The sequence below is a fragment of the Pseudomonas sp. p50(2008) genome (genome assembly GCF_015351605.1).
GTDB lineage: Bacteria > Pseudomonadota > Gammaproteobacteria > Pseudomonadales > Pseudomonadaceae > Aquipseudomonas.
Genome location: NZ_JACMYF010000008.1, coordinates 219,121 through 239,996, shown reverse-complemented (window position 1 = coordinate 239,996; position 20,876 = coordinate 219,121). Strand labels below are relative to the sequence as shown.

19 protein-coding genes and 3 pseudogenes are annotated in these 20,876 nt (G+C 52.9%); 6 read left to right on the top strand and 16 right to left on the bottom strand.

Features of this window, described 5'->3' with window-relative positions; translation table 11 throughout:
- Nucleotides 1-56: 56 nt before the first annotated feature.
- The 8 genes and pseudogenes from H7698_RS22725 to H7698_RS22690 all read right to left on the bottom strand — a co-directional run bounded on the left by H7698_RS22725 (nt 57) and on the right by H7698_RS22690 (nt 8,353).
- Nucleotides 57-1,556: an aldehyde dehydrogenase family protein gene (locus H7698_RS22725; protein ID WP_010562393.1), complete on the bottom strand. Its 1,500-nt coding sequence runs from the start codon at nt 1,554-1,556 to the stop codon at nt 57-59.
- Nucleotides 1,557-1,819: 263 nt separating this feature from the next.
- Nucleotides 1,820-3,210, bottom strand: a pseudogene (locus tag H7698_RS22720) (NAD-dependent succinate-semialdehyde dehydrogenase).
- 93 nt (nt 3,211-3,303) lie between these two features.
- The gene (locus tag H7698_RS22715) at nt 3,304-3,597 is read right to left on the bottom strand and encodes a DUF1330 domain-containing protein (RefSeq protein ID WP_010562395.1); all 294 of its coding nucleotides are present in this window, start codon (nt 3,595-3,597) and stop codon (nt 3,304-3,306) included.
- A 10-nt stretch (nt 3,598-3,607) separates the two neighbouring features.
- Nucleotides 3,608-4,285 carry a type 1 glutamine amidotransferase domain-containing protein gene (locus H7698_RS22710; protein WP_038443625.1) on the bottom strand — a complete coding sequence of 226 codons (678 nt, stop codon included), beginning with the start codon at nt 4,283-4,285 and terminating at the stop codon, nt 3,608-3,610.
- A gap of 81 nt (nt 4,286-4,366) precedes the next feature.
- Nucleotides 4,367-5,524 carry an iron-containing alcohol dehydrogenase gene (locus tag H7698_RS22705; protein ID WP_038443623.1) on the bottom strand — a complete coding sequence of 386 codons (1,158 nt, stop codon included), beginning with the start codon at nt 5,522-5,524 and terminating at the stop codon, nt 4,367-4,369.
- Nucleotides 5,525-5,589: 65 nt separating this feature from the next.
- The gene (locus H7698_RS22700) at nt 5,590-6,195 is read right to left on the bottom strand and encodes a TetR/AcrR family transcriptional regulator (RefSeq protein ID WP_032902016.1); all 606 of its coding nucleotides are present in this window, start codon (nt 6,193-6,195) and stop codon (nt 5,590-5,592) included.
- Nucleotides 6,196-6,990: 795 nt separating this feature from the next.
- On the bottom strand, nt 6,991-8,001 hold the full coding sequence (locus tag H7698_RS22695) for a zinc-dependent alcohol dehydrogenase family protein (protein ID WP_038443620.1): 1,011 nt from the start codon (nt 7,999-8,001) through the stop codon (nt 6,991-6,993).
- 55 nt (nt 8,002-8,056) lie between these two features.
- Entirely contained in the window at nt 8,057-8,353 is a 297-nt protein-coding gene (locus H7698_RS22690; RefSeq protein ID WP_038443618.1) for an ArsR/SmtB family transcription factor, read from the bottom strand.
- Between the two features lie 94 nt (nt 8,354-8,447).
- Between H7698_RS22690 and H7698_RS22685 the strand changes: the two are divergent.
- Nucleotides 8,448-8,630 (top strand): annotated as a pseudogene (locus tag H7698_RS22685) (transposase); the annotation flags it as partial.
- Nucleotides 8,631-8,817: 187 nt separating this feature from the next.
- Here H7698_RS22685 and H7698_RS22680 read toward each other — a convergent pair.
- Nucleotides 8,818-9,477 (bottom strand): hypothetical protein, encoded by a 660-nt coding sequence (locus H7698_RS22680; protein ID WP_127882195.1) that lies wholly within the window; start codon nt 9,475-9,477, stop codon nt 8,818-8,820.
- Nucleotides 9,478-9,780: 303 nt separating this feature from the next.
- On the opposite strand from H7698_RS22680, the gene H7698_RS22675 reads away from it, so the two are divergent.
- On the top strand, nt 9,781-10,047 hold the full coding sequence (locus H7698_RS22675) for a helix-turn-helix domain-containing protein (RefSeq protein ID WP_032902013.1): 267 nt from the start codon (nt 9,781-9,783) through the stop codon (nt 10,045-10,047).
- A gap of 29 nt (nt 10,048-10,076) precedes the next feature.
- Here the strand turns inward: H7698_RS22675 and H7698_RS22670 are convergent.
- Together H7698_RS22670 and H7698_RS22665 are read right to left on the bottom strand one after the other, a co-directional pair.
- A pseudogene (locus H7698_RS22670) lies at nt 10,077-11,044 on the bottom strand (DUF932 domain-containing protein).
- A 71-nt stretch (nt 11,045-11,115) separates the two neighbouring features.
- Nucleotides 11,116-11,445, bottom strand: a complete 330-nt coding sequence (locus tag H7698_RS22665; protein ID WP_038443616.1) for a hypothetical protein — start codon at nt 11,443-11,445, stop codon at nt 11,116-11,118.
- A 703-nt stretch (nt 11,446-12,148) separates the two neighbouring features.
- On the opposite strand from H7698_RS22665, the gene H7698_RS22660 reads away from it, so the two are divergent.
- From H7698_RS22660 to H7698_RS22645, 4 genes are all read left to right on the top strand, one after another.
- The gene (locus H7698_RS22660) at nt 12,149-12,841 is read left to right on the top strand and encodes a YagK/YfjJ domain-containing protein (RefSeq protein ID WP_038443614.1); all 693 of its coding nucleotides are present in this window, start codon (nt 12,149-12,151) and stop codon (nt 12,839-12,841) included.
- Nucleotides 12,842-12,863: 22 nt separating this feature from the next.
- On the top strand, nt 12,864-13,334 hold the full coding sequence (locus H7698_RS22655) for a helix-turn-helix domain-containing protein (RefSeq protein ID WP_327154186.1): 471 nt from the start codon (nt 12,864-12,866) through the stop codon (nt 13,332-13,334).
- Between the two features lie 178 nt (nt 13,335-13,512).
- Nucleotides 13,513-13,848: a helix-turn-helix transcriptional regulator gene (locus tag H7698_RS31745; protein ID WP_327154184.1), complete on the top strand. Its 336-nt coding sequence runs from the start codon at nt 13,513-13,515 to the stop codon at nt 13,846-13,848.
- Between the two features lie 12 nt (nt 13,849-13,860).
- Nucleotides 13,861-15,339 (top strand): YfjI family protein, encoded by a 1,479-nt coding sequence (locus H7698_RS22645; RefSeq protein WP_038443611.1) that lies wholly within the window; start codon nt 13,861-13,863, stop codon nt 15,337-15,339.
- A gap of 202 nt (nt 15,340-15,541) precedes the next feature.
- Here H7698_RS22645 and H7698_RS22640 read toward each other — a convergent pair whose 3' ends face one another.
- The 5 genes from H7698_RS22640 to H7698_RS22620 form a co-directional block, all read right to left on the bottom strand.
- Nucleotides 15,542-16,489, bottom strand: coding sequence for a hypothetical protein (locus H7698_RS22640; RefSeq protein ID WP_194692876.1), 948 nt, complete (start codon nt 16,487-16,489; stop codon nt 15,542-15,544).
- Nucleotides 16,490-16,718: 229 nt separating this feature from the next.
- A complete protein-coding gene (locus H7698_RS22635) occupies nt 16,719-17,960 on the bottom strand; it encodes a tyrosine-type recombinase/integrase (RefSeq protein ID WP_038448067.1) in 1,242 nt (413 codons plus the stop codon).
- Between the two features lie 481 nt (nt 17,961-18,441).
- The gene (locus tag H7698_RS22630) at nt 18,442-19,194 is read right to left on the bottom strand and encodes a S24 family peptidase (protein ID WP_194692875.1); all 753 of its coding nucleotides are present in this window, start codon (nt 19,192-19,194) and stop codon (nt 18,442-18,444) included.
- A gap of 227 nt (nt 19,195-19,421) precedes the next feature.
- Nucleotides 19,422-19,949, bottom strand: a complete 528-nt coding sequence (gene ppa, locus H7698_RS22625; RefSeq protein WP_162439598.1) for an inorganic diphosphatase — start codon at nt 19,947-19,949, stop codon at nt 19,422-19,424.
- Nucleotides 19,950-20,063: 114 nt separating this feature from the next.
- Nucleotides 20,064-20,876 (bottom strand): zinc-dependent peptidase, encoded by an 813-nt coding sequence (locus H7698_RS22620; RefSeq protein ID WP_194692874.1) that lies wholly within the window; start codon nt 20,874-20,876, stop codon nt 20,064-20,066.

Below are 20,876 nucleotides of genomic sequence, written 5' to 3'. Positions count from 1 at the left end.
ACCTGCATATCTAAAATATTCGATGTTATAGGTCAAAAAAACATGGATCAGCGAGGTCAGAAGAGCCCGAGCGGTGCTTCGTTGAGGCTGACGTAGATGTTCTTCTTCTGGCTGTAGGCTTCCAGCATTGACTTGTGAGTTTCCCGTCCTAGGCCAGATTTCTTATAGCCACCAAAGGGGGCGTGGGCAGGGATCTCATGGTAGGTATTTACCCACATACGTCCGGTTTCCACCGCGCGTGCCACACGTAACGCCCGGTTGATGTCTTGGGTCCAGACTGCGCCCGCTAGGCCGTACTCGGAGTCGTTGGCCATGGCGATGACCTCCGCTTCATCCTTGAAAGGAATGACGCACAGAACAGGGCCGAAAATTTCCTCGTAGGCGACGCGCATATCGTTGCGAACACCGACCAGAATCGTTGGCTGGATGAAGAAGCCGGCATCGTAATCGGCACCTGTAAGGCGACCGCCGCCGATCAGTACCTCGGCACCTTCCTGTTTGGCGATATCAACGTAGCCGAGGATCCGTTCCATCTGGGTCTTGCTGACCTGTGCGCCCATCATGGTGTCTGGGTTCAATGGGTCACCCACACGCACAGCTTCGAACTTATGCTTGAGCTCAGCCAGGAATTGCTCGTAGATGGACTCGTGAACGAACAGCCGTGCGCCGGATTCGCAGACTTGGCCTTGGTTCCACAGGATGGCGAGGACTGCGCCTTCCACGGCCTTGTCCCAGTTCGCATCGGGGAAAACGATGTTGGCTGACTTGCCGCCCAGTTCAAGGGTGGCAGGAATGATTTTCTTCGCTGCCGCATTGGCGACGAGTTCGCCGACACGCGTCGAGCCAGTGAAGGCAAGCTTGCGCAGGTCTGGATGATCCAGTAGGGCCTGGCCAACTGAGGTGCCTAAGCCTGTGACGATGTTGACCACGCCGGCCGGAAGTACCTTGGCGAAGATCTTCGCCAGTTCAAGGATGGTTACCGGGGTTAGCTCAGAAGGTTTGATGACTACGGTGTTACCCGCCGCGATGGCTGGAGCGATCTTCCAGGCGGCCATAAGAAGCGGGAAGTTCCACGGAATCACTTGGCCCACGACGCCGAGGGGTTCACTGAGAGCGATGCTGAGTGTTTGCTCATCCAGCATGACCGCCTCATCCGATTGGCTGCGGATTGCGCCGGCGAAGTAGCGGAAATGATCAATCGCCAGTGGGATGTCGACGGAGCGACTTTCACGAATGGGTTTGCCTACATCAAGGGTTTCCAGAACGGCGAACCGATCGGCATCGGCTTCCAGCAGGTCGGCGATCTTCAACAACGCATTGGCGCGTTCCGCTGGCGAGGTGGTACGCCAGGTCACGAAGGCGCGTTTTGCGGCCTGCACCGCGCGGTCGACGTCGGCAGCTGTGGCGTTTGGGATGTTGGTGAGAATTTTTCCGTTGGCGGGGTTGATAATGTCGAGGGTTTCACCGTTTTCGGCCGCCACCCACTGGTTGTCGATAAACAGGCCGTAGCTGTTGTCGGGAAGGTAGCTCGGATGGGTATCACTGGAATTTTGCATGGGTTACCTCCTGAGGTAAGTGCGATGGGTTTGGTTGAGATTATTTGAGATATTGATATATGTCAATATGTAGTTGTGTATTCGCGCAGGCATTCCTATCGCCGCACTTTTTCAGCCTGCTTCTGGATCGGCGGGGAGCGCGCTGTGCTGCGCGCCAGGCTTGGCTACGTAGTCCAGCCCCCCCCCCCGATCTCTTCATCAAAGAGGGGGGGGCTGCTGCATAAAAGCACTGAGGCCTGTTTGCATTGAGGTGAAGATGTAAGTCAGAACGGCGCGTCGATATCCATGACGTTAATCAGCTTGTGGTTGACGAATTCCTTGATTCCCAAACCAATCAGCTCGCGACCGTAACCAGATCTTTTGATTCCGCCGAAAGGTAGGTCGGCTTTCGATGACGTTGGGTGATTGACGAACACCATGCCTGTCTCGATGCGCTTAGCAACCTCAACACCATGCTGGGTGTCTGCGGTGAATACCGAACCACCGAGCCCGAACGGAGAGTCGTTGGCGATAACTATCGCGTCTTCTTCGTCTTTAGCTCGTAAGATCATCGAGACTGGACCGAAGAACTCCCAGTAGTAGGCAGGGTTATCAGGCGTCAGGTTGGTCAGAATGGTCGGTTGAACAAATGCACCCTTGCTTGGTACCTTGGGCCCAACCTCGGTGGCCGTAGCACCGTAGTTGACTGCTTCACGAATCTTCGCGCGGATTTCGTCGGCGGCAGTTTGAGATGACAGGGGGCTAGATTTGTTTCCGGATCGAACGGGTCGCCGGCCTTCAGTTGTGCTACACCTTCGGCATAAAGGCGCAGGAACTCATCGTAGACTTCTTCCACTACAATCATGCGTTTGGATGATATGCACACCTGTCCAGCATTCCAGTGACGGCCTACAACAGCCCACTTCACGGTCTTTTTCAGTTCAGCGTCGCGCAGAACTATGAAGGCATCTGCCCCCCCCAGTTCCAATGTAGATTTCTTCAGTGCCTTGCCAGCCTGGGAGGCGATGATGGCACCTGCGCCTTCGGAACCGGTCAGTGCCACCCCGTGTACTCGAGAGTCGTTGAGGATTGTCTCGATTTGCTGGCGAGTTGCGTACATGTTGCTGAATGCGCCAGCAGGTAGACCAGCATCAAGCAGTAGTTGTTCGAAAGCTTCGGCACATTGCGGTACGTTTGAAGCATGTTTGAGCAGCACGGTATTACCCGCTGCCAACTGTGGTGCGAGAATGCGAGCAATTTGATAGTAAGGAAAGTTCCATGGTTCAATGGCCAGGATAGTGCCCAACGGCTCATGGACCAAGATTGCTTCACCCTCGGCTGGGTCGGCTACCGGCAGCTTCTGCGGAGTTAACAAAGCTTCTGCATGTTTAACGTAATACTCAAAGATACTTGCTGAGATTTCTACTTCACCTAATGCTTCGGCAGTGATCTTGCCCATTTCCAGTGTTAGCAACCGGGCATAGTCGTTTGCTCGCGCGCGCAGCAGGTCGGCAGCTCGCTGAAGGACGGCCCCACGCTCTGCGATTGAGCAATTCTTCCAGACAAGAAATGCGTTGTGAGACGCCTCAAGAGCCTGTTCAATCTGAATATCTGTTGCATCTGGAAAACTTTTTAGAACTTCACCTGTATAGGGATTAACGGATGCGTATGCCATGCTGTTTCTCCAGTAATTTTAAGTAAATTTGATTTGTTAATGAGGCTGGTAAGTAGACAGGACCTAAACTGCGGGAATATTTTGGTGCATTTACTAATGATTGATGCCATCAATCAGGAATACTCTGTAAACCGCACCTTTAAGACGATGTTGCAGTGCCTCTTGGTAGGCGGGGCTGGAGTACCACTCTCGAGCTGCTGCTATGTCCGGAAATTGAAGAATGACTGCGCCCTCAATCGGTCCGCCTTCGAGCACCTCCAGTTGGCCGTAGAAGGCCAATGGTGTGAGGTTCCGACCCTGGCGTGCCGCCGGTGCTTTACGGGCATAGAGTTTCAACTCAGCCTCGTCTGTGGTGTGTTCACGTGTGAAGACTACGTAGGCGGACATTGACGTAGTCTCAGGCCAACAGTTTGAGCAGCGAGTGAGCCGTAGCTTCAGAGGAAGCTGGGTTCTGGCCAGTTACGAGCAACCCATCGACTTCGACATGAACGCTCCAGTCAGCACCCTTGGTATAGCGCCCACCATTTGCCTTGAGCATATCCTCTACCAGGAAAGGCACGATTTGAGTTAGACCCACCGCAGCCTCCTCGCTATTGCTGAAACCGGTTACTGTCTTGCCTGCAACCAGAGGTTTGCCATCTACACACTTGACATGGCGCAAAACCGCTGGTGCGTGACAAACCGCTCCGACAGGTTTGCCGGATTGGATTGATTGCTCGATCAGAGAGATAGAAAAGGTGTTCTCCGCAAGATCCCACAGTGGGCCATGGCCGCCAGGGTAGAACACCGCATCAAACTCGGAACTGATCACGTCGCTCAGTTTCTCGGTGTTGGCCAGCGCGTGAGTGGCGACTGAATCGGTCTGAAAGCGACGGGTGGCGTCTGTCTGGAAGTCGGGCTCATTGCTCTTTGGGTCGATGGGTGGTTGACCGCCTTTCGGCGATGCTAGGGTCACTTGCACGCCAGCGTCGATGAAGGCGTAGTAAGGCGCGGCCAGCTCTTCGAGCCAGAAACCGGTCTTCTCGCCAGTGTCACCAAGCTGGTCGTGGGAAGTCAGAACGAGGAGAATCTTCATGTCGTATACCTTGCATTTGTGCATGCTTGTGGATGTTTTGTAATGCGCTGCCTGTGTGGATAAGCAGTGCTGGAGGTTGGCTTATAGGCTCGCTTCAAGCACACGGCGGCTGACGTCTAAACTGACGTTGTTGTGTTCGCCGAGTGCGGTGAGGTGGTGTGTGTCGAGCTGGTTTATTAGCGCATGTATAGCGTCAGTGCCGAGCTTGTAGGCGGATAAGTGCGTCGGTAAGCCCAGGCTCTCGAAGAACATCCGGGTCTGTTGTATGGCCATGTCAATCCGTTGTTCTTTGTCCCCTTGGCTGATCTGCCAAACCCGCTCGGCGTACTGCAGCAGCTTCGCGCGCTTGGCTTCACGACGAATCTCTAGGTTCGCAGGAAGTACGATGGCCAGGGTCCGTGCGTGATCGATGCCGTACAGCGCGGTGAGCTCATGGCCGATCATGTGGGTGGACCAGTCCTGTGGTACGCCCGCTCCGATCAGGCCATTGAGCGCCAAAGTGGCCGTCCACATGAGGTTGGCACGCGTGCTGTAGTCCGCGGACTCTTTCAGTACAAGGGGGCCAATTTCGATCAGCGTTTGTAAAAGACCTTCGGCAAAACGATCTTGGACGCGCGCATCGATTGGGTAGGTCAGGTACTGCTCAATGACATGCACGAACGCATCGACAACGCCGTTTGCGAGTTGACGGGTGGGGAGGGTTTGGGTTTTGGTGGGATCGAGAATCGAGAATTGTGGAAACATGTAAGCGCTTCGAAACGGCAGCTTGTCTTGTGTCGCCCGGCGAGTAACCACGCCTCCATTGTTCATTTCCGAGCCAGTTGCCGGTAGGGTCAGAACGGTGCCAAATGGCAGCGCTCGTCGAATACTTGCACCCCGCGTTTCCAGAATGTCCCAAGCATCACCCTCGTAGCCAACAGCAGCGGCAACGAACTTGGTGCCATCGATGACCGAACCTCCACCGACAGCCAGGAGAAAATCCAAGCGATGGGTGCGAACCTGATCAACAGCCTTGATTAGCGTTTCATAGCTGGGGTTTGGTTCTATACCCCCGAATTCTTGCACTTCCCGAGAGCCTAATGCGTCACGGACTTCGCGGAGCGTACCGTTTGCACGAGCGCTCTGGCCACCATAGAGCAGCAGGATGCGGGCCGCAGCCGGAACCAGTTCATCCAGGCGGCTGATGGTTTCGTTGCCGAAGACGATTCGCGTAGGGTTGTAGAAGTCAAAATTAAACATTGCTTTAACTCCGATTAAATAGACCAGTCGTATATTTTTTGAGTAAATTTTTTACATTGAAAATTTCATCGGTCGGATACCTGACTGAGTAACAGAGAAGTAGTCTCGAAGGCCGCCTGCAAAGGCATCTGATCACGCGTGACCTTGGTCCTTAGACTGGCTCCGAGCCAAAGTTGGTACAGCATGGTCGCCAAGCCGCGGGTGTCAGTATCGCCCGGCAGAGAACCATCGTTTACAGCGTCACTCACCACATTGGCGAGACGAGTAATTACTCCTTCCATGCCATCCTGGAGCACCATACGCATTGGCTCCGATAGATCACTGACTTCCGCTGCAAGCTTCACTGCCAAGCATTTCCCCTCGGCGGGATAACAGGCTGATTGGGTTTCAATCCAGGTAGCCCAGTAGGCCAGCAAGCGTTGTGCTGCTGATACACTTGGACGGTTCAATAGCGTTTCCAATTGCACCATGTAGTCACTGAAATAGCTCTCCAAGAGCGCCTCGCCAAATGCTTCCTTGGAATTGAAGTAATGATAGAACGAACCTTTTGGCACATTCGCAGATTTAAGGATTTCGCTCAAACCAACAGCTGTGAATCCTCGCCCGGCAATGATGTTTTGAGCCGTGTCGAGGATGTGTTGCCGTACATCGGTGGTGGTCATCGTATTCATGGACGCACCATACCAACAATTAGACCAGTCGTCTACTTTGGGTTTTGAGCAAGCCCTCCGACGAAATCTTGATAATCGCAGTTCGTGAGCCAGCCATCACTTCATTTGATGCGCAGCATTATGTCGGTCCGATGATCGCCGCCGCGTTAGGAAGAAAGATCTACGATACTCGCCGGAGGGGAGCAAATTGCAGCTCTTCTCGAGTCGAGCTGATTTTGCTACAGCATTGCTTAGGCTGGGAACGAGTTTTGACATCCATCGTAAACCAAGCGGCCCGCCAGAGTTTTGGACAACGAGCTGTACGCGTCAAATTTGACGAAAAACATCGCGCTGCCCGTACTATGGCTTGAGCCGGAGCGGCTGCTGGGCGGATTATCCGGATCTGTGGGCTAGAACGGTGGGTAATTGCACGGGCTTGCCCAGCCATTTGCATTCGACCTGACCAAGCATTTGCATCGGATTTCACCATCACGTTGCGTGACCATGACCAGCAGAGAGCGACCATGGCTCTGTGAGAATGCCTACGATTGTCTATTCTTCAACCCAATAACTGCATGACAAAATCGTTGTAGCCCTAATGATTCTGCTTTGACTAGAGGGGCTAAATCGAATCGTTTTCATGGCACTTAGAATGACTGCTTCTTAGCTGATTGCCTCGGAGCACAGCATGGGTGAGTCGACCCACTGCTGCCGGTTGCGACAGACAGCAATGGGCAAATCCGTCTCGCGCTGCGTCGGCAGCCACCTCGGCACGACTTTGAGGTGGGCATACGGATCATGGCCATTCATGCGCGCTTAGATATCCAGGCAAATTTTGCCGAAATGCTGGTTGGTTTCCTGATACTTGAACGCTTCGACAATCTCGCTCATAGGGAAATGACGATCAATAATCGGGCGCATACCGTTAACGTTGATGGCTCGGACCATATCTTGCTGCTGGCTGCGGCTGCCTACCAACACACCCTGCAGGCGCACTTGCTTGATCAATGCCGGTACAAAATTCATTGCACCGCTTACGCCACTCAGTATCCCGATGACGGAGATGTGACCAGCAACCCGAATTGCAATCATCGATTGCTCAAGCGTCGCAGGGCCGCCGACTTCTATGATGTGATCAACACCGCGGCCCCCCGTTAGAGCGCGTGCAGTTTCGCCCCAGTTAAGATCTTTGCGATAATTGATCACATGATCAGCGCCTAGTGCTTTCAGACGTTCAAGTTTTTCGTCGCTTGAAGAGGTAGCAATGACGGTAGCGCCGGCCATTTTAGCGAACTGCAGGGCAAAAATTGAAACGCCACCAGTGCCTTGAACGAGCACGGTATCGCCCGGCTTGAGTGAGTCATCGGCCATCAGAGCGCGCCATGCAGTAAGGCCGGCAGTGGTGAGCGTCGACGCTTCAGCGTGGCTGTATCCGGTCGGCGCGAGGGTGAACGATGTGGCTTGGGCAGTCATTTGCTCACGAGCGTAGCCGTCAATTCCATCACCTGGCACGCTAACAAAGCCTTCAACTAGTGGCGCGCCGCTGATCCACTCCGGGAAGAAGGTACTGACGACCGAGTCACCCACCTTGAATTCAGTGACATCTGGGCCGACAGCAATGACTTCACCTGCACCATCGGCCATGGGGATGCGTTTTTCGCTAGGGCCCCACATACCGCTGACCACCGCGAAGTCGTGGTAGTTAAGCGAGTTGGCGTGCAGGCGCACGGTGATTTCGCCGTGGGCTGCGGCTCGGGCTTCGCTGCTGCCAACCACAACCTTTTCATAGCCGCCACCGGGTTGGACGAAGATTGTTTTGTTGCTCATCGGGGTTTCCTTGTGTTTTCTAATTACGCGAAATAACGAAATGAAAGGTTAAAAATTACAAATCGATGGTCAGCCTAGCCGCAAAGTCATCAATCGCCACCTCGTTGCGTCGATAGTAAGTCCATTTTCCGATGCGGGTGGTTAGCACGAAGCCTGCACGTTGCAAGATAGCTAAGTGTGCAGACGCGGTAGAAGGTGAAAGCCCTGCCTTGTGCTGCAAATGGGTTACGCACACCCCTATGGCAGGATCGCCATGATCCTGAGGTGGGAAATTACTGAGTGGGTCTTTGAGCCACTCCATCATTTGCATGCGAGTGTCATTCCCCAGGGCTTTGAGCTGTTCGAGTATCATGGCGGGCAATGTTACGGATTTTTACAAAATGTTCAATAAGTAATCTATTGCCCGGCGCAAGGGTTTGAAGTCAAAAAAAACGCATCCAGTTCAGTTTGCAAAACGACTGAAACGCTATTGGCGAAGGATTGTGAGCCGAGTTAGGTGGCCGATGCATACAGGGCAACTGGAAGGGATAAACAATCGAATTAAAGTCATCAAGCGCATGGCGTATGGCTACCGGTACAGCGAGTTCTTTTTCATGAAGATCAAGAGCGTCTTTCCCGGTAATCCGTAAAGAACCAAAAAAAAAGCCCGGCCAACAGAAGCTGGCCAGGCGCTTTAATAGTTGAGTAAATGAGTGTTGCTAGGCCGCGAGTTCCAGCACAGCGCTGCAGGGCGCGTTGTTTGATGACAGCGCCATGGCCCAACCAGAGTGAGTACATTTGATACTCAGGCTCTTGGCGAGCCAGCGGGAATAGGCGTTACTTTTTCCAGAGTGCGTACCCTGGGTTCAAACCAATTACGTCCTGCTTTGAGTTATAGCAAAACTCCATGGAGCAGTTACTGGTATCAGAAGCCATCGGTACGTAAACCGGTAGTCGATCACGGTTGACCATGTCACTACCACCGTCTATGGTTAGATCGCAGCTATTGCCTTGCGGATCGCACCATATGTCATAGGTGCCGGTAGCTGTAGCCGTTGCTTTAACTGTGGAGGTCGCAGGTGCTCCTACGACGTTGCCTGCTGGAGCGCCTCCGAATAGAGGTCCCGTACCATTTTTGTATGCCCAATCTTTGCCGTCACCGCCCGGATAAATATAAAAATCTTTGAACGCCACATATTTGACATCGCGACCCGTTATCGATTTTCCTCGATAGTTTCGATCGTTATCAATGCACTTGTCTAAAATGCGTATACAAGTAATGATTTCAAAAGAGGGCTCTTGTTGCATGGTGACTTTGCCATAGGCATCTTTATATTGGACGACAATGTCGTCAGGTCGGGTAGTGTCGGTGCATACGTTGTTGTTCGGGCCAGTGCAACTTATAGAGTCGGGAGTTGAATATTGGCTATATAGATCAACAGCGTATGCAGAGGACGTCATCAAAGTAAGCGCAAATATTTTGTACACGATTTTCATGTGATTCCCTTTTCAGATTTAAAAGCGCATAGAAAAAACAAAAGCAAGATGCATGTATCCCTGCTTTTTCTGGAAAGCCGTAACCACCGTTGACGATCCGTAGGGTGTGTACTCGTTGAGCCACTTGGTGACGAGAGGGACGAGCTAGCTCTGCGAGATGGCAATCACGTGGTTAGTTGCTTGCATTCGATCCAATCAAAAAATTGTGTAAGGGTTTTTTCGAATTTTAGCTGTATATGCTCAATCGAGTATAGTGCTTTTGCGCTTCCGAAGGCTTCATCGTTGCTTTTGCGAGCAACAGAAATGAACTCAAAGCAAGCCTTCGGGATGGCAGTGAAAATCCTGAGGAGCAGACATGGTATTGCCCAAGAGCAGCTTGCTCCGAGCCAGAGCTACGTCAGCGATGTTGAACGAGGCTTGAAAAGCCCTTCCGTAGAAAAATTAATTGAGCTTTCTGCCCATCTTGGAGTTCATCCCGCAACTGTGCTTATCAAAAGCCAGTTGCTCCAGGATCCGGAAATGTCCAAGGAAATGCTCCTGTCACAAATATCCCAGGAATTGGAAGGTTAGGATAAGCGTGCAGCCGGTTGCCCGCCGCTTTAGCCCACCAATAGAAGTGCGGATTTGAGGGCTTTCTGCTTGAGCGCTGCTCCTTGGCCGAACCAAGCGGAGTCGACCCGATACTCACTGCTCTTGGACCGTCGCTCGTGATCCGTATACTTGGTTACAGCATTGAGTAATCCCCAGGCGGTACCTTGAGCTGATTCTAATGTCGATCCTCGTCCTGACCTTCATGTAGGCTCTGCACCTTGCGTAGCGCCCGTTCATTGGGAAGGACTGGCGGTAGCGGACTATCAGTGCTGGTGTCACGCAGTACGTTCGTGAAGAAGCCCATTGCTTCACGCTACTGAACCTTTCGCTCGGATAAATTTTTCATTTGGTACATGAACTCGTCCCATTGAGAGACAGCAATACCCAACTGCTTTTTCACTGCTTGCGGATCGAAGCGGGTGTTGTGCGGCACCTTGATCGCGCGGGTGGTGCCGTCCAGGGCGATGGTCAGCGTGTTATTGCAGACCACCTGTACCATGGTCGGGGTCGCTGTGGTGGCCAGGGTGCCGTCACAGTAGGTGGCAAGCAGCAGGTAGCCGTTTACCTGGTCGTTACCACGGAGCGTCGTGCCTTGCCCAGTACGGGCCAGCGCCCAGAACTTGCGACCGCCTTTGAGCACTCCAGCGGTTTCCAGTTCGTAGCCCGAGACTTCAGTCAGATCCCGGTAGAACTCCAGCACTTCACGTGGCTGCACCACCTGGTAGCGCTGAGAAACCACCGACAGAGGGGCCTTGGTATCGGATCGGTATAGCACCTTCTGTTCGGAGAAGGTGTGAATTGAGCCCAGAGCACCAATGCTGTCGGACTTGAAGTGCACCGGGCTGTCCTGAATCCGCCAGTCCATGCCTGCTTCGCGCTGCCAGATTTCAAGCGGTTGTTTCGGGGAAAGGCGACTGCCCAGACCATGCCTGGGCGTGGCACCAACGTAAGCCATTTGTTCAACGAGATGAGCCATGGGAATGATTCCTTGCGAATGAGTGGAAAAGAGCGTCGTTTCATCAGCAAGCGACACCTCTTCACAACGGCTTAACGGTGGACGCTGAAGCTGTAACCACACTGCAGGCAATGGTAGTTGTTCAGCACCTTGTCATCCATTTGTGCGCCCAGCGTGGACCCGGCTATCCCGCCAGCCACGCCGCCAAACAGTCCCCCGAGAAGTGCACCAGCAATACTGCCAATGGCGATCCCGACCGGACCGCCGATTACACCCAGCACTGCGCCGGCTTCTGCTCCCGACAGGGCTCCGGCAGCACCACTGGCCGCACCGCCCGCAGCGCCAACCAATCCACCTGCTTGTTTGCCAATATTTTTCGTGACGACGCGTCCAGAGTTACAGCTTGGGCAAGGGGTATACATACACAGATCCTCTCAAGTGATGAGCGTGATGAGCCATATAGCTGGCACGCCAAATCCCTACCGCAGTTAATACGGTGGGCGTTCACAGAGGTGATATAGGTCTGAGATTTTTTTGATTGAACTCGTATCGGCTCACTACGCTACGGCAAAGCCGTGAAAAACCAGCCTTTTGGAGCCCTCAACGACATGAATACGGCAGTGCAGTAAGTTTTTACAGGTCAGCGGTATGGGATGTCTATATGACTAAAAGCGCTGGCGGCACACATCAGTCGACTCATACGTTTTATTCTGAATGAAAAATGGAATCTTTTTAGAGTTGAATAAGTGAATTTTCTTATTGTAGTTCTGGGGGTTAAATTTTTCACTGAGCCTATTTCTCGTGGTTTTTTGCAGGTGCGGCATTGTTGTTGTTACGGTTAAAGTAGTATGCATCTAAAAGAGGCTCTAATAGTAACTGATAGAGACCATAGTTATTATTGATTGCTGAGTAATCGATAGCCCTCTCCAATAGAGGGGTGTCGTACTTATAGAAATCTACGAAACAGATCTGCCATAAACAACGGTCGTAACGTAAAGTCTTGACTGCAAGTCAACGCGTTGAGAGTTTGAAAGAAGCGTATAAGTCGAAGCAAGGTGCCTGAATGCACCTGACTCGGTGTGCCTGCCGGTGAACACTCCATATACAGCCGACAGGAAACTGATCATGTTCCATCATCAACCTAAACGTCATCCCTTCAATACTAAGCTCAAGCTGCACTACAGTAACGAATACCGTGGCTTCGCCGTGCAGCAGCAACTGGCACATGGCCCGTTGATCGAAAACTACCTGGAGCGTGGGATTGAGACTCTACAGCACTGTCTCTCGGCACAGGCTCGAACCTTAGTCTGTCGGGTCGACTTGCGTTACCCCGTCGGCCGTATGCCGTCGGATGCGCTCATCAGCAATGAAGTAATGACTCGTTTCTTCTACCAACTAAGTAAAGAGTTGGTCTGGGCAAATACCAAATACTCGACCGAAATTCGCTACATCTGGTGCCGGGAGCGTAACAGCAGCGAGGCACCCCATTATCACCTCATGCTATTGCTCAACTACGACGCCATTGGGGGCTTAGGTAACTACGGGCCTAGTACAGACGGCACCTACAGCAGAGAGAACTTGTTTCATCGCATCGTGCGTGCTTGGGCCTGGGCAATTGGTTGTGCTGCACACGACATGTCCGGGTTGGTGCATGCCTGCCAGGACAAACTCAGTGGCCAGGTTTACCAACGTCTGGAGCAGCGTTTTCCTGATTCACTCAAACAAGTGGTCTACGCCATGAGCTACTTATGTAAGGAGTACAGCAAGTCACAGGAGCTGAGGCAGGGCTTTGCAGTGTTCACCACCAGTCGGGTCTGAGTCCGGGCTGAGAGTGTTCAATATGCCTATTCTATGGTGCGGCATTGCCGCACTGTTTATCACTAGAAAAGGAGTCTTTCGCATGAGCTACAGCGAGCATTGGCGTCGTGAGTTTCTCACTCGGCACCCTGAGTATGAAAGTCAGTCACAGGTACGTTCGCAAGAGGCAGTGCAGCCGCCTGCGCCTGTAAGCTCCGTATTTCCCTTATCTACTTTTACAACGGCTAACTCTGAATTCTTGAAGCAACTTCCTCAGCAAGGGCCAAGGAGACAACATAATCCCACACAGGACCGCTCGATATCTTCAGACGTCCTCAGGCAAGTATGTTGTTTACGTCAACGACTGAAGCTAACCCAGCAGGCGCTCGCCAAACAGTTGGGGATCAGCTCTCGCACGCTGCAGGACTGGGAGCAGGGTCGACGACAGCCAAGCGGACCTGGTAGGGCCTTACTACTGCAATGGATTGACCAGCAGGCGGCTCATGGCTGCTGAATGATTCACGCGAAGGGTGCAGCCGAAAGGGAGTCTTGAGCGGAGGTAGGGGGGAGTGTGGCTGCTATTTTTGCTACTAATAGCAAAAATAGCAGCTGCAGTAGACCCTGGCAGATTCGACGGGGTGAAATCGACAAGCACAAATGCACGGTGATGTCTATAGATCTGCTTAGGGTGGATGTGGCGTTTAGCACCTTCGACGACTAGGGGTGGCAGGGGCTTTAAAGTCCTTCTCATCGAATCCGTAGCCGAAGAGGGTGTAGAAATGATCAAAGAAAACAGTAATAAACTAATGCTAAGAATTTTGCGCATGCGGCAGTTGCGAGAGCGTCTCGGGCTGAGTACGTCGACCATCTACGATCGCTTAAATCCAATGTCGCCCAGGTACGACTGCAGTTTTCCCAGACCGATTAAGTTGGGGGCGTCAGCTGTAGGTTGGATTGAGGAAGATGTTTGTCGGTGGATTGAGTCCCGAATTGCAGAAAGCCGAAATGTTTACAGCGTGAATTCTTGAGAGGGGTGGTTTATGAGTTTTTCTAATGGTGTGTCAAGTTGGCTTCCTGTTCCAGGTCGAGCATTTCCAAGGTCTATGGCTTTGCCGATTATCGGGGCCGCAGTAGATGAAGCTGAGCGCAATATAATGGCCCCGCGAGCACTTATTTATTCAGCTGCGTTGCCAGCCATGGCGACTGCGGCTCAAGGTTCAATTGATGTCTGTAAACCAAATGGCCAAATCGGTCCGGTATCACTAATGGTGCTCACGGTGGCCAACTCTGGGGAGCGAAAGTCGACCGCAGAGAATGTATTTATGGGAGGAGTTCGGCGCTTTCAGGATGAGATGGATGTGATTTATCAATCAGAGCTCTCTGATTGGCGTGCGAAACAGTCGATCTGGGATGCTCGTCGAAAGGCTATCTTGAAAGAAGCTCTTCTATTGGATCAAGCGGAGGGGGGTGATCCGGATAAACAACTCATGGAGCATCAAGCCTGTACGCCGATCAAACCTAGGCGCTTCAAGTTGCTGTACGAAGATGCTACGTCAGAGGCGTTGTTTCTTGGCTTGCACCAGAACATTCCAGTAGCTGGACTTATCTCCAGTGAGGGCGGTGGCGTGCTGACGGGTAAGGCATTCAATGACCTCTCAAAACAGAATGCGCTATGGAGCGGGGATGCCATAACGGTTGATCGTGTGTCGGCTGAAAGTTATGAAGTCAGAGGGCGGTTGACGGTATCGTTAATGGTTCAAGAAAGTTCATTTTTTAGCTATATGGAGAAAAACGGTGAAAAATCACGTGGGTCTGGCTTGTGGGCGAGGTTTTTGGTTTGCAGTCCAGAGTCTACTCAGGGGACTCGGTTTATTACGGAAGGCGCCGCGCCTTGGGATTGTTGTGACAGGTTTTCTGAGCGCGTCGGCGAGATACTTAAGAACAGTGTTGAGTTTCTAGCTGACCCCAAGAAGCCGAAGTTGGTGGTTAGGTTTTCTCAGGCGGCGATTCACCGGTGGGTCAGTATTTTTAATGGGGTGGAGGCGCAGATTAGACCGGGAGGGCGATATTTTGGTATGGGGGATCATGCGTCCAAGTTGGCAGATAATATCGCCAGAGTCGCTGCTATATTTCATTTCTTCGAAAAAAAAGATGGAGAAATAGCTGTGGAAACCTTGGAGGCAGCTATCGAAGTTTGCTTTTGGTACTCTGACGAGTTTTTACGGATGTTTTCATCGCCGCCTCAAGAAGAGGTCGATGCCCAGGAGTTGGATGCTTGGTTGCAGTTAAAGCGAGAGGCCGGCGAGAGGTTTGTGGTGAAGAACTCAATTCTACAAAGGGGGCCCAGTCAGTTGCGAAAATTAAAGCGGCTGGACCCTGCTATTGAGGTGCTTTGGGCGCAAGGAAAGGTTTTGCTGTCAAAGTCTAAAAATGTCACATACCTTGATATATTTCCTGAGCACTCGATGAGCAAAATGAATACTAGAAGTGTTCTGACTCCTTTGACGACTTCACTTTAGGGGGGGGGGCGGCGCCCAAGAAGTCTTGTGGTGCCGAGATGGCTCCCGGTGGATTGCTCTGATGCCTATTTATCCCGCCTCTCGATCATTAATTAGTAGCCCGTAGGCGTAACTCGTTACAGAGCTAGTGCAAGACTTGCCGTTTCGTGTGCATCGAGAGCACCATCCATCATGGTGGCGTTTTCATTTAGATAAATATCGTTCATTCGCTGTTCTGGATGACGTCATCTATAGACCGGGCCTCTGTTAGCCGCTCCAGGTAGATTTGCAGTTGATCCAGGTCGTCAGTGGTCTCCAGCTTTTCAATTGCTGACCCCTGCAGCGCTCCAAAGCGCTGCTTAAGTTGCAGAGCTAACGCTGTTCTCACTCCTTCAATCCGCCCCCTGGTGCGTGCTGCGTCGACATCCATCTGGCGCGCTTCTTCCGTATCTCGCGTGGGAAATGAATGACGCAGGATATGCCCGAGTCTTTGGCGGTCTGTCTGCCGCCGGTTGCCGCGTTTACCGATGTTGGCAAAGTCGAACAGAAGTTCGCGAACCTCATGCTTCAAATCGTTGATATTAGTGATATCAAGCATTTCAAATTCGCGGTTGGCTTTATAAATGCGCGTGGCCATCGCATCGGCTACTTCGGTCTTATTACTATTCGCGAGGTCAGGTTTGTTGTAGAGCATGCCCTTGACCATGGTGCGAATAAGTTGGGAAGTCATCTTGCTGGAGGGTTGCTGGTTTTTAGCGTGGCCTCCCCGGGCCGCGCGTACACCATAGTGTTTGCCCTCTAGGTTCTTGAGTGCTTCTAGCATCGCCAGGTGACGATTGGCCAGCATCAAGGCCGTGATCATTTCCTGTAAGTGATGCTCATAGGCGGCGGTTGGGCCCGACGTACTCTGTGGTGGCAGGTGTTTGTCGTGGATAAACTGCACATAGACTGCTTGACGAAGGGCAGTGTCGGCATGCTCAATCAACTGTTCTTCAATCGCGACCTGGCCCTGTCGGATAATCAGATCGACTTGTTTGTCCTGGTGAGGCTGGATCTCAAAACTGCCCATCCTTTCATACAGCGCCTGCAATTGTTGATTTCGTGCAGGTGGAGGGGTTCCTAGCTGATTGAACACGCTCTCTACGACATTTTTAGCTTGAGTGAGCAGCATCTTCAAAGTGCCTAAATTAGGCCTTTCTGGGTTTGTCTCGCTGTAATTCCGGAACGACACAATCACATTCCTATCCTGGAAATTGAAGCGACAGGGTAGCAGCGATGCTTAGATTGCGGAGAATCTCCGAGCTGGCGTGGGCATGTGATGCTCTCGTACAAGCGGGTATCTATTTTTATCATGGGCTTTCTCAAAGTTGTGGTAGCTGCGTTGCCCGTAAGCGCCATCATTACACTTTGGCTGCCTGCTGCTCATGAGTGATTGCTTGCGGCGGCTCCTTAGAGGTCAAGTAATTAGCCCATCCGGTCATCAGGGCGCGTCGCTTGTCGAGAAAGTCAGTGCGAGAGTAGGCTCCCTCGGTTTGGTCGCGCTCGTCATGAGCGAGCGCCATCTCGCAGACTTCGCGAGGAAAATTTGTGCACTCACCTGACCAATCTCGAAATGAAGAACGAAAACCGTGCCGAGTGATGTGGTCATATTTCATGCCATGCAGAAGGGTGCGTATAGCATTCGCGTGCATCACTCCTGTCTTGCCTTGACCAGGGAAGAGGAAAGGGCTTTCAGGTGTTCTTGGAATGCTTTGAACCAGCACCATGACTTGATCGGCAAGTGGGATTACAAAGGCCACTCGCATCTTCATGCGCTCATCTGGCAGAGACCAAGTGCCAGCTTCCAGGTCAAACTCATCCCAGCGCGCGAACCTCACCATATGGGCGCGTGCGCTGGTCATGATCAGCAGTTGGGCTGCCAAGGACGCTGGCGTTGTGTTTGTACTGAGTTTGGCCATCAATGCTGGCACGTCCTGCCACCGCAAAGCATCAAAGTGCTCACGCTTTCGAGCCTTTTTCTTTTCAGCACGACTCAACAGATTGTCTAAGTGCCCACGCCAGCGAGCGGGGTTCTCACCCTCTCGCAGGTTGCGTGCCTTGGCAGCGTCCAGAACTTGTTCAATCTGGCCACGTACTTCGTCGGCGGTTCTGGTTTTGGCGGCCCAGATGGGTTGCAACACCTTGAGGACCTGTGGAGTACCGATCTTCTCGGCTGACAACTTGCCGATGTGGTCAAAAGCATACAGCTCCAGTTTCCGTAGCCAGCCTTTACGCCACTTTTCTGACCAGGCGCCCCCATGTGCTTCGCAGTATTCTTTCGCGAGCGTCTCGAACTTCAGCTGCTTCGCCTCGCTGGTTCGTTGTGCTTCGAGCTGGGCAGCGCGCTCAATGTCGCGAGCAGCTAGAGGATCTATACCGTCGCTCAATTGGCTGCGTTTAGCACTGGCTTCTTGCCTGGCTTTCTTGAGGCCTACTTCTGGGAATGAACCCAGGCCCATTTCTCTGCGACGGCCTGCCAGTTGGAAGCGAAGTAGCCAGGATTTACGTCCGGTAGATTTGACGACCAACCTTAGTCCGTCACCATCCTCATAGGTGCCAGGTTCGGTCAGGTTTTCGACTTGTTTCGGATTCAGCTTACCCATTGGATTTCCCCAGTCGTCCTTTTTGTCCCCCCACTTGTCCCCCCACTTCATCGTCGGATGAGGTCAAATGGCGTTGAGCGCCATTGGACAAGGGGATGCCTAAACCCCCTGTATTAGCTAGGCTATCAGGTGGGCTCTTGGATGGGATAGGATTATTTCGGACAATTAAAAAGCCGGCTTGTGGCCGGCTTCTCGGGGACTGGCTTGATTCATTTTTGGTAAACCGCGCCAGCCTTCAAAACGTACACCCGGATCTTGCGTCCGGCTGTGGGACTCGGCGAGAAAATCATCTGCCTGGTCGGTGCGATCTGAGCCTCTGGGAGGGTCGATGCGCAAATGTGGGGCGCAGCATACTGATTTTTTTACGCAATTCCCAGCTTGATGTGGGTGATTGCTCGTTCACGCTAATCTGTAGCAGCTGGCGAAGCCTGCGTTCGGCGATCTACCGGACACAACCTGTACCAGTTGCTACAGAACCCGCTTACAAGAATGGAATGGGCGGTCGTCGTTTGTTCAGGGTCGACCACCAGAACACCCACCCTATGACGCGTATATTTTCATCATCAATTTGCGGTGGGCGAAAGACTTCGTCCGGGTATCGGCTGTTGTTGTGGCTGCGCATGCGTATCGCATTGCCCGGTACCCGATACAGGTAGCGGATCAACAGCATGCCGTCATGCTCTATCGCGTAAATCTCGCCATCGATAATTTGCGTCAGTCCCCGGTCTATGGCGACGATGGAGCCGTCGTCAATTTTTTCGGCCATGCTGTTGCCTGTCATGCGAACGCAGATGGCGTCGATGTGTTTGATTTCCAGGGAATCGAGATCGCTGCGGGGCAGGCGGATGGTTTGGCCGGGATCTTTGATGACATGGGTTTTGGTGGCGCCGGGCGTGATGGGTGCTTCTTTATAGAAATGCAGTTCGACATCGGTTGGCTCGATCACCCGGTAGGAGCCACGGATCGTTTGGGCATCCAGGGCATTGCCGGACTCGTCGGTCAGTCGCAGTTCCTTGGCGTCTTTTTGACCTTCGCCGGTTTTCAGCCACTCGCTTTTAACGGACAGAATTCTGGCGACTTCTTCCATACGGTATTCGGGCACGCCGCGGGTGTACCAGTTGTGAACGTTTTGAGCCTGTTGGATGTTCAAGAAATCGGCAAATGCCGTCGTCGAGATTTTCGCCTCTTTGAGGAGAACCTTGAATCGTTTACCGCAGGTTTTATTCTTTTTCATAAACGCGAGTCTAATGTCGCGGGGCAGGGCTTTGAATCAACGAGCCGTTCAAATATCGAGGGAATTTTACGACCGGATGTAAGACGTAATGTAGGGAAATTAAACAAGAAAAAACCAAAACGGATGCGGGTTAAACGAAACGTTTATGGTGATTTATAGGCGTCTACAAAAAACCCCGGATCAACCGGGGTTTTTCTTGATGCCTGTTGCTAGAAGCCTGGAGCTTCTCAGCCTTTGTAGGCTGCAACCGACTTCATGATCTCGGCGCGGGCAGCTTCAGCGTCGCCCCAACCTTCGATCTTCACCCATTTGCCTTTCTCGAGATCTTTGTAGTTCTCGAAGAAGTGCTTGATCTGTTCCAGCAACAGCGGTGGCAGATCGGTGTATTCCTTCACGTCCACGTACAGCTGAGACAGCTTGTCATGGGGTACTGCGATGACTTTGGCATCGCCGCCGCCGTCGTCGGTCATGTTCAGGATGCCGACTGGACGAGCGCGGATGACCGAACCTGGAGCAACCGGGTAAGGGGTTACAACCAGCACGTCGAGGGGATCACCGTCGTCAGCCAGGGTGTTCGGGATGAAACCGTAGTTGGCCGGGTAGAACATCGGGGTGGCCATGAAACGGTCAACGAACAGGCAATCGCTGTCTTTGTCGATTTCGTATTTGATCGGCGCGTGGTTGGCCGGAATCTCGATCGCGACGTAGATGTCGTTCGGCAGGTCTTTGCCAGCCGGAATCTTGCTGTAGCTCATTGGGCGGTGCCCCCGTTAGTTGACCAAAAACACTTGGCCGGATTGACCAAAAAGTGGCGGCGATTATAGGCATATTCCGCCGCCGATGCCATGCGCGACAGGGTCGTAGAGACCTTAGTCGTGTGCCTGATAGACCGGGTCATTGGCCTGAAGTTGCCGCAGCCTGTCCAAAGGATCCTGCCGATAGAAAAGCTTCAGCTGCTCGTAGACCTGTGGATAAGCCTCGTGCAGCAAATCCGGGGCGCTGAAAAAGTATTCGCTGGTGACGGCGAAGAACTCTGCCGGGTTTTCCGCTGCGTACGGATCAATGGCGGTTTCGGCGTCGGGATTACGCTCCAGTTGCTGATCGAGATCGTCGTAGGCGTCCTGCATGACCTTCGCCCAGTCACTGATCCGCATGTCGGCATGCAGCGGCGGGAGGCCGTTGGCGTCACCGTTGAGCATGTCCAGCTTGTGCGCCAGTTCGTGGATGACCAGGTTATAGCCCTCCCAGCCGCCGCTGGCCATCACGCCGGGCCAGGCGAGGATGATCGGGCCTTGCTGCCAGGCTTCGCCGCTGTGCTCGCCATCCCACTCGTGTTCGACGCCGCTGGCATCTCGATGACGCTGAGGGCTGAGAAAGTCGTCGGGGTAGAGCACGATTTCGTGGAAACCCTGATACCAGTTCAAATCGCCCAGGTTCAGCAGTGGCAATTGCGCCTGGGCCGCCAGCAACAGGCGTTGTTCCTGGTGCAGTTCCACGCCGGGCAGGGCGGTCAGGTGTTTGTCTTCGAGGAACAGTACGCTGGCTTCGCGCAACCACTGGTCTTGGGCAGCGGTGATGCCGTCGAGAAAACTCAGGTGGTGACGCACCCGTTGCCACATGTCGTCGGCAATCGGGTGTCTGGCCAGGATGCGCTGGCGACGCCAGGCGCTAAGGGACCACAT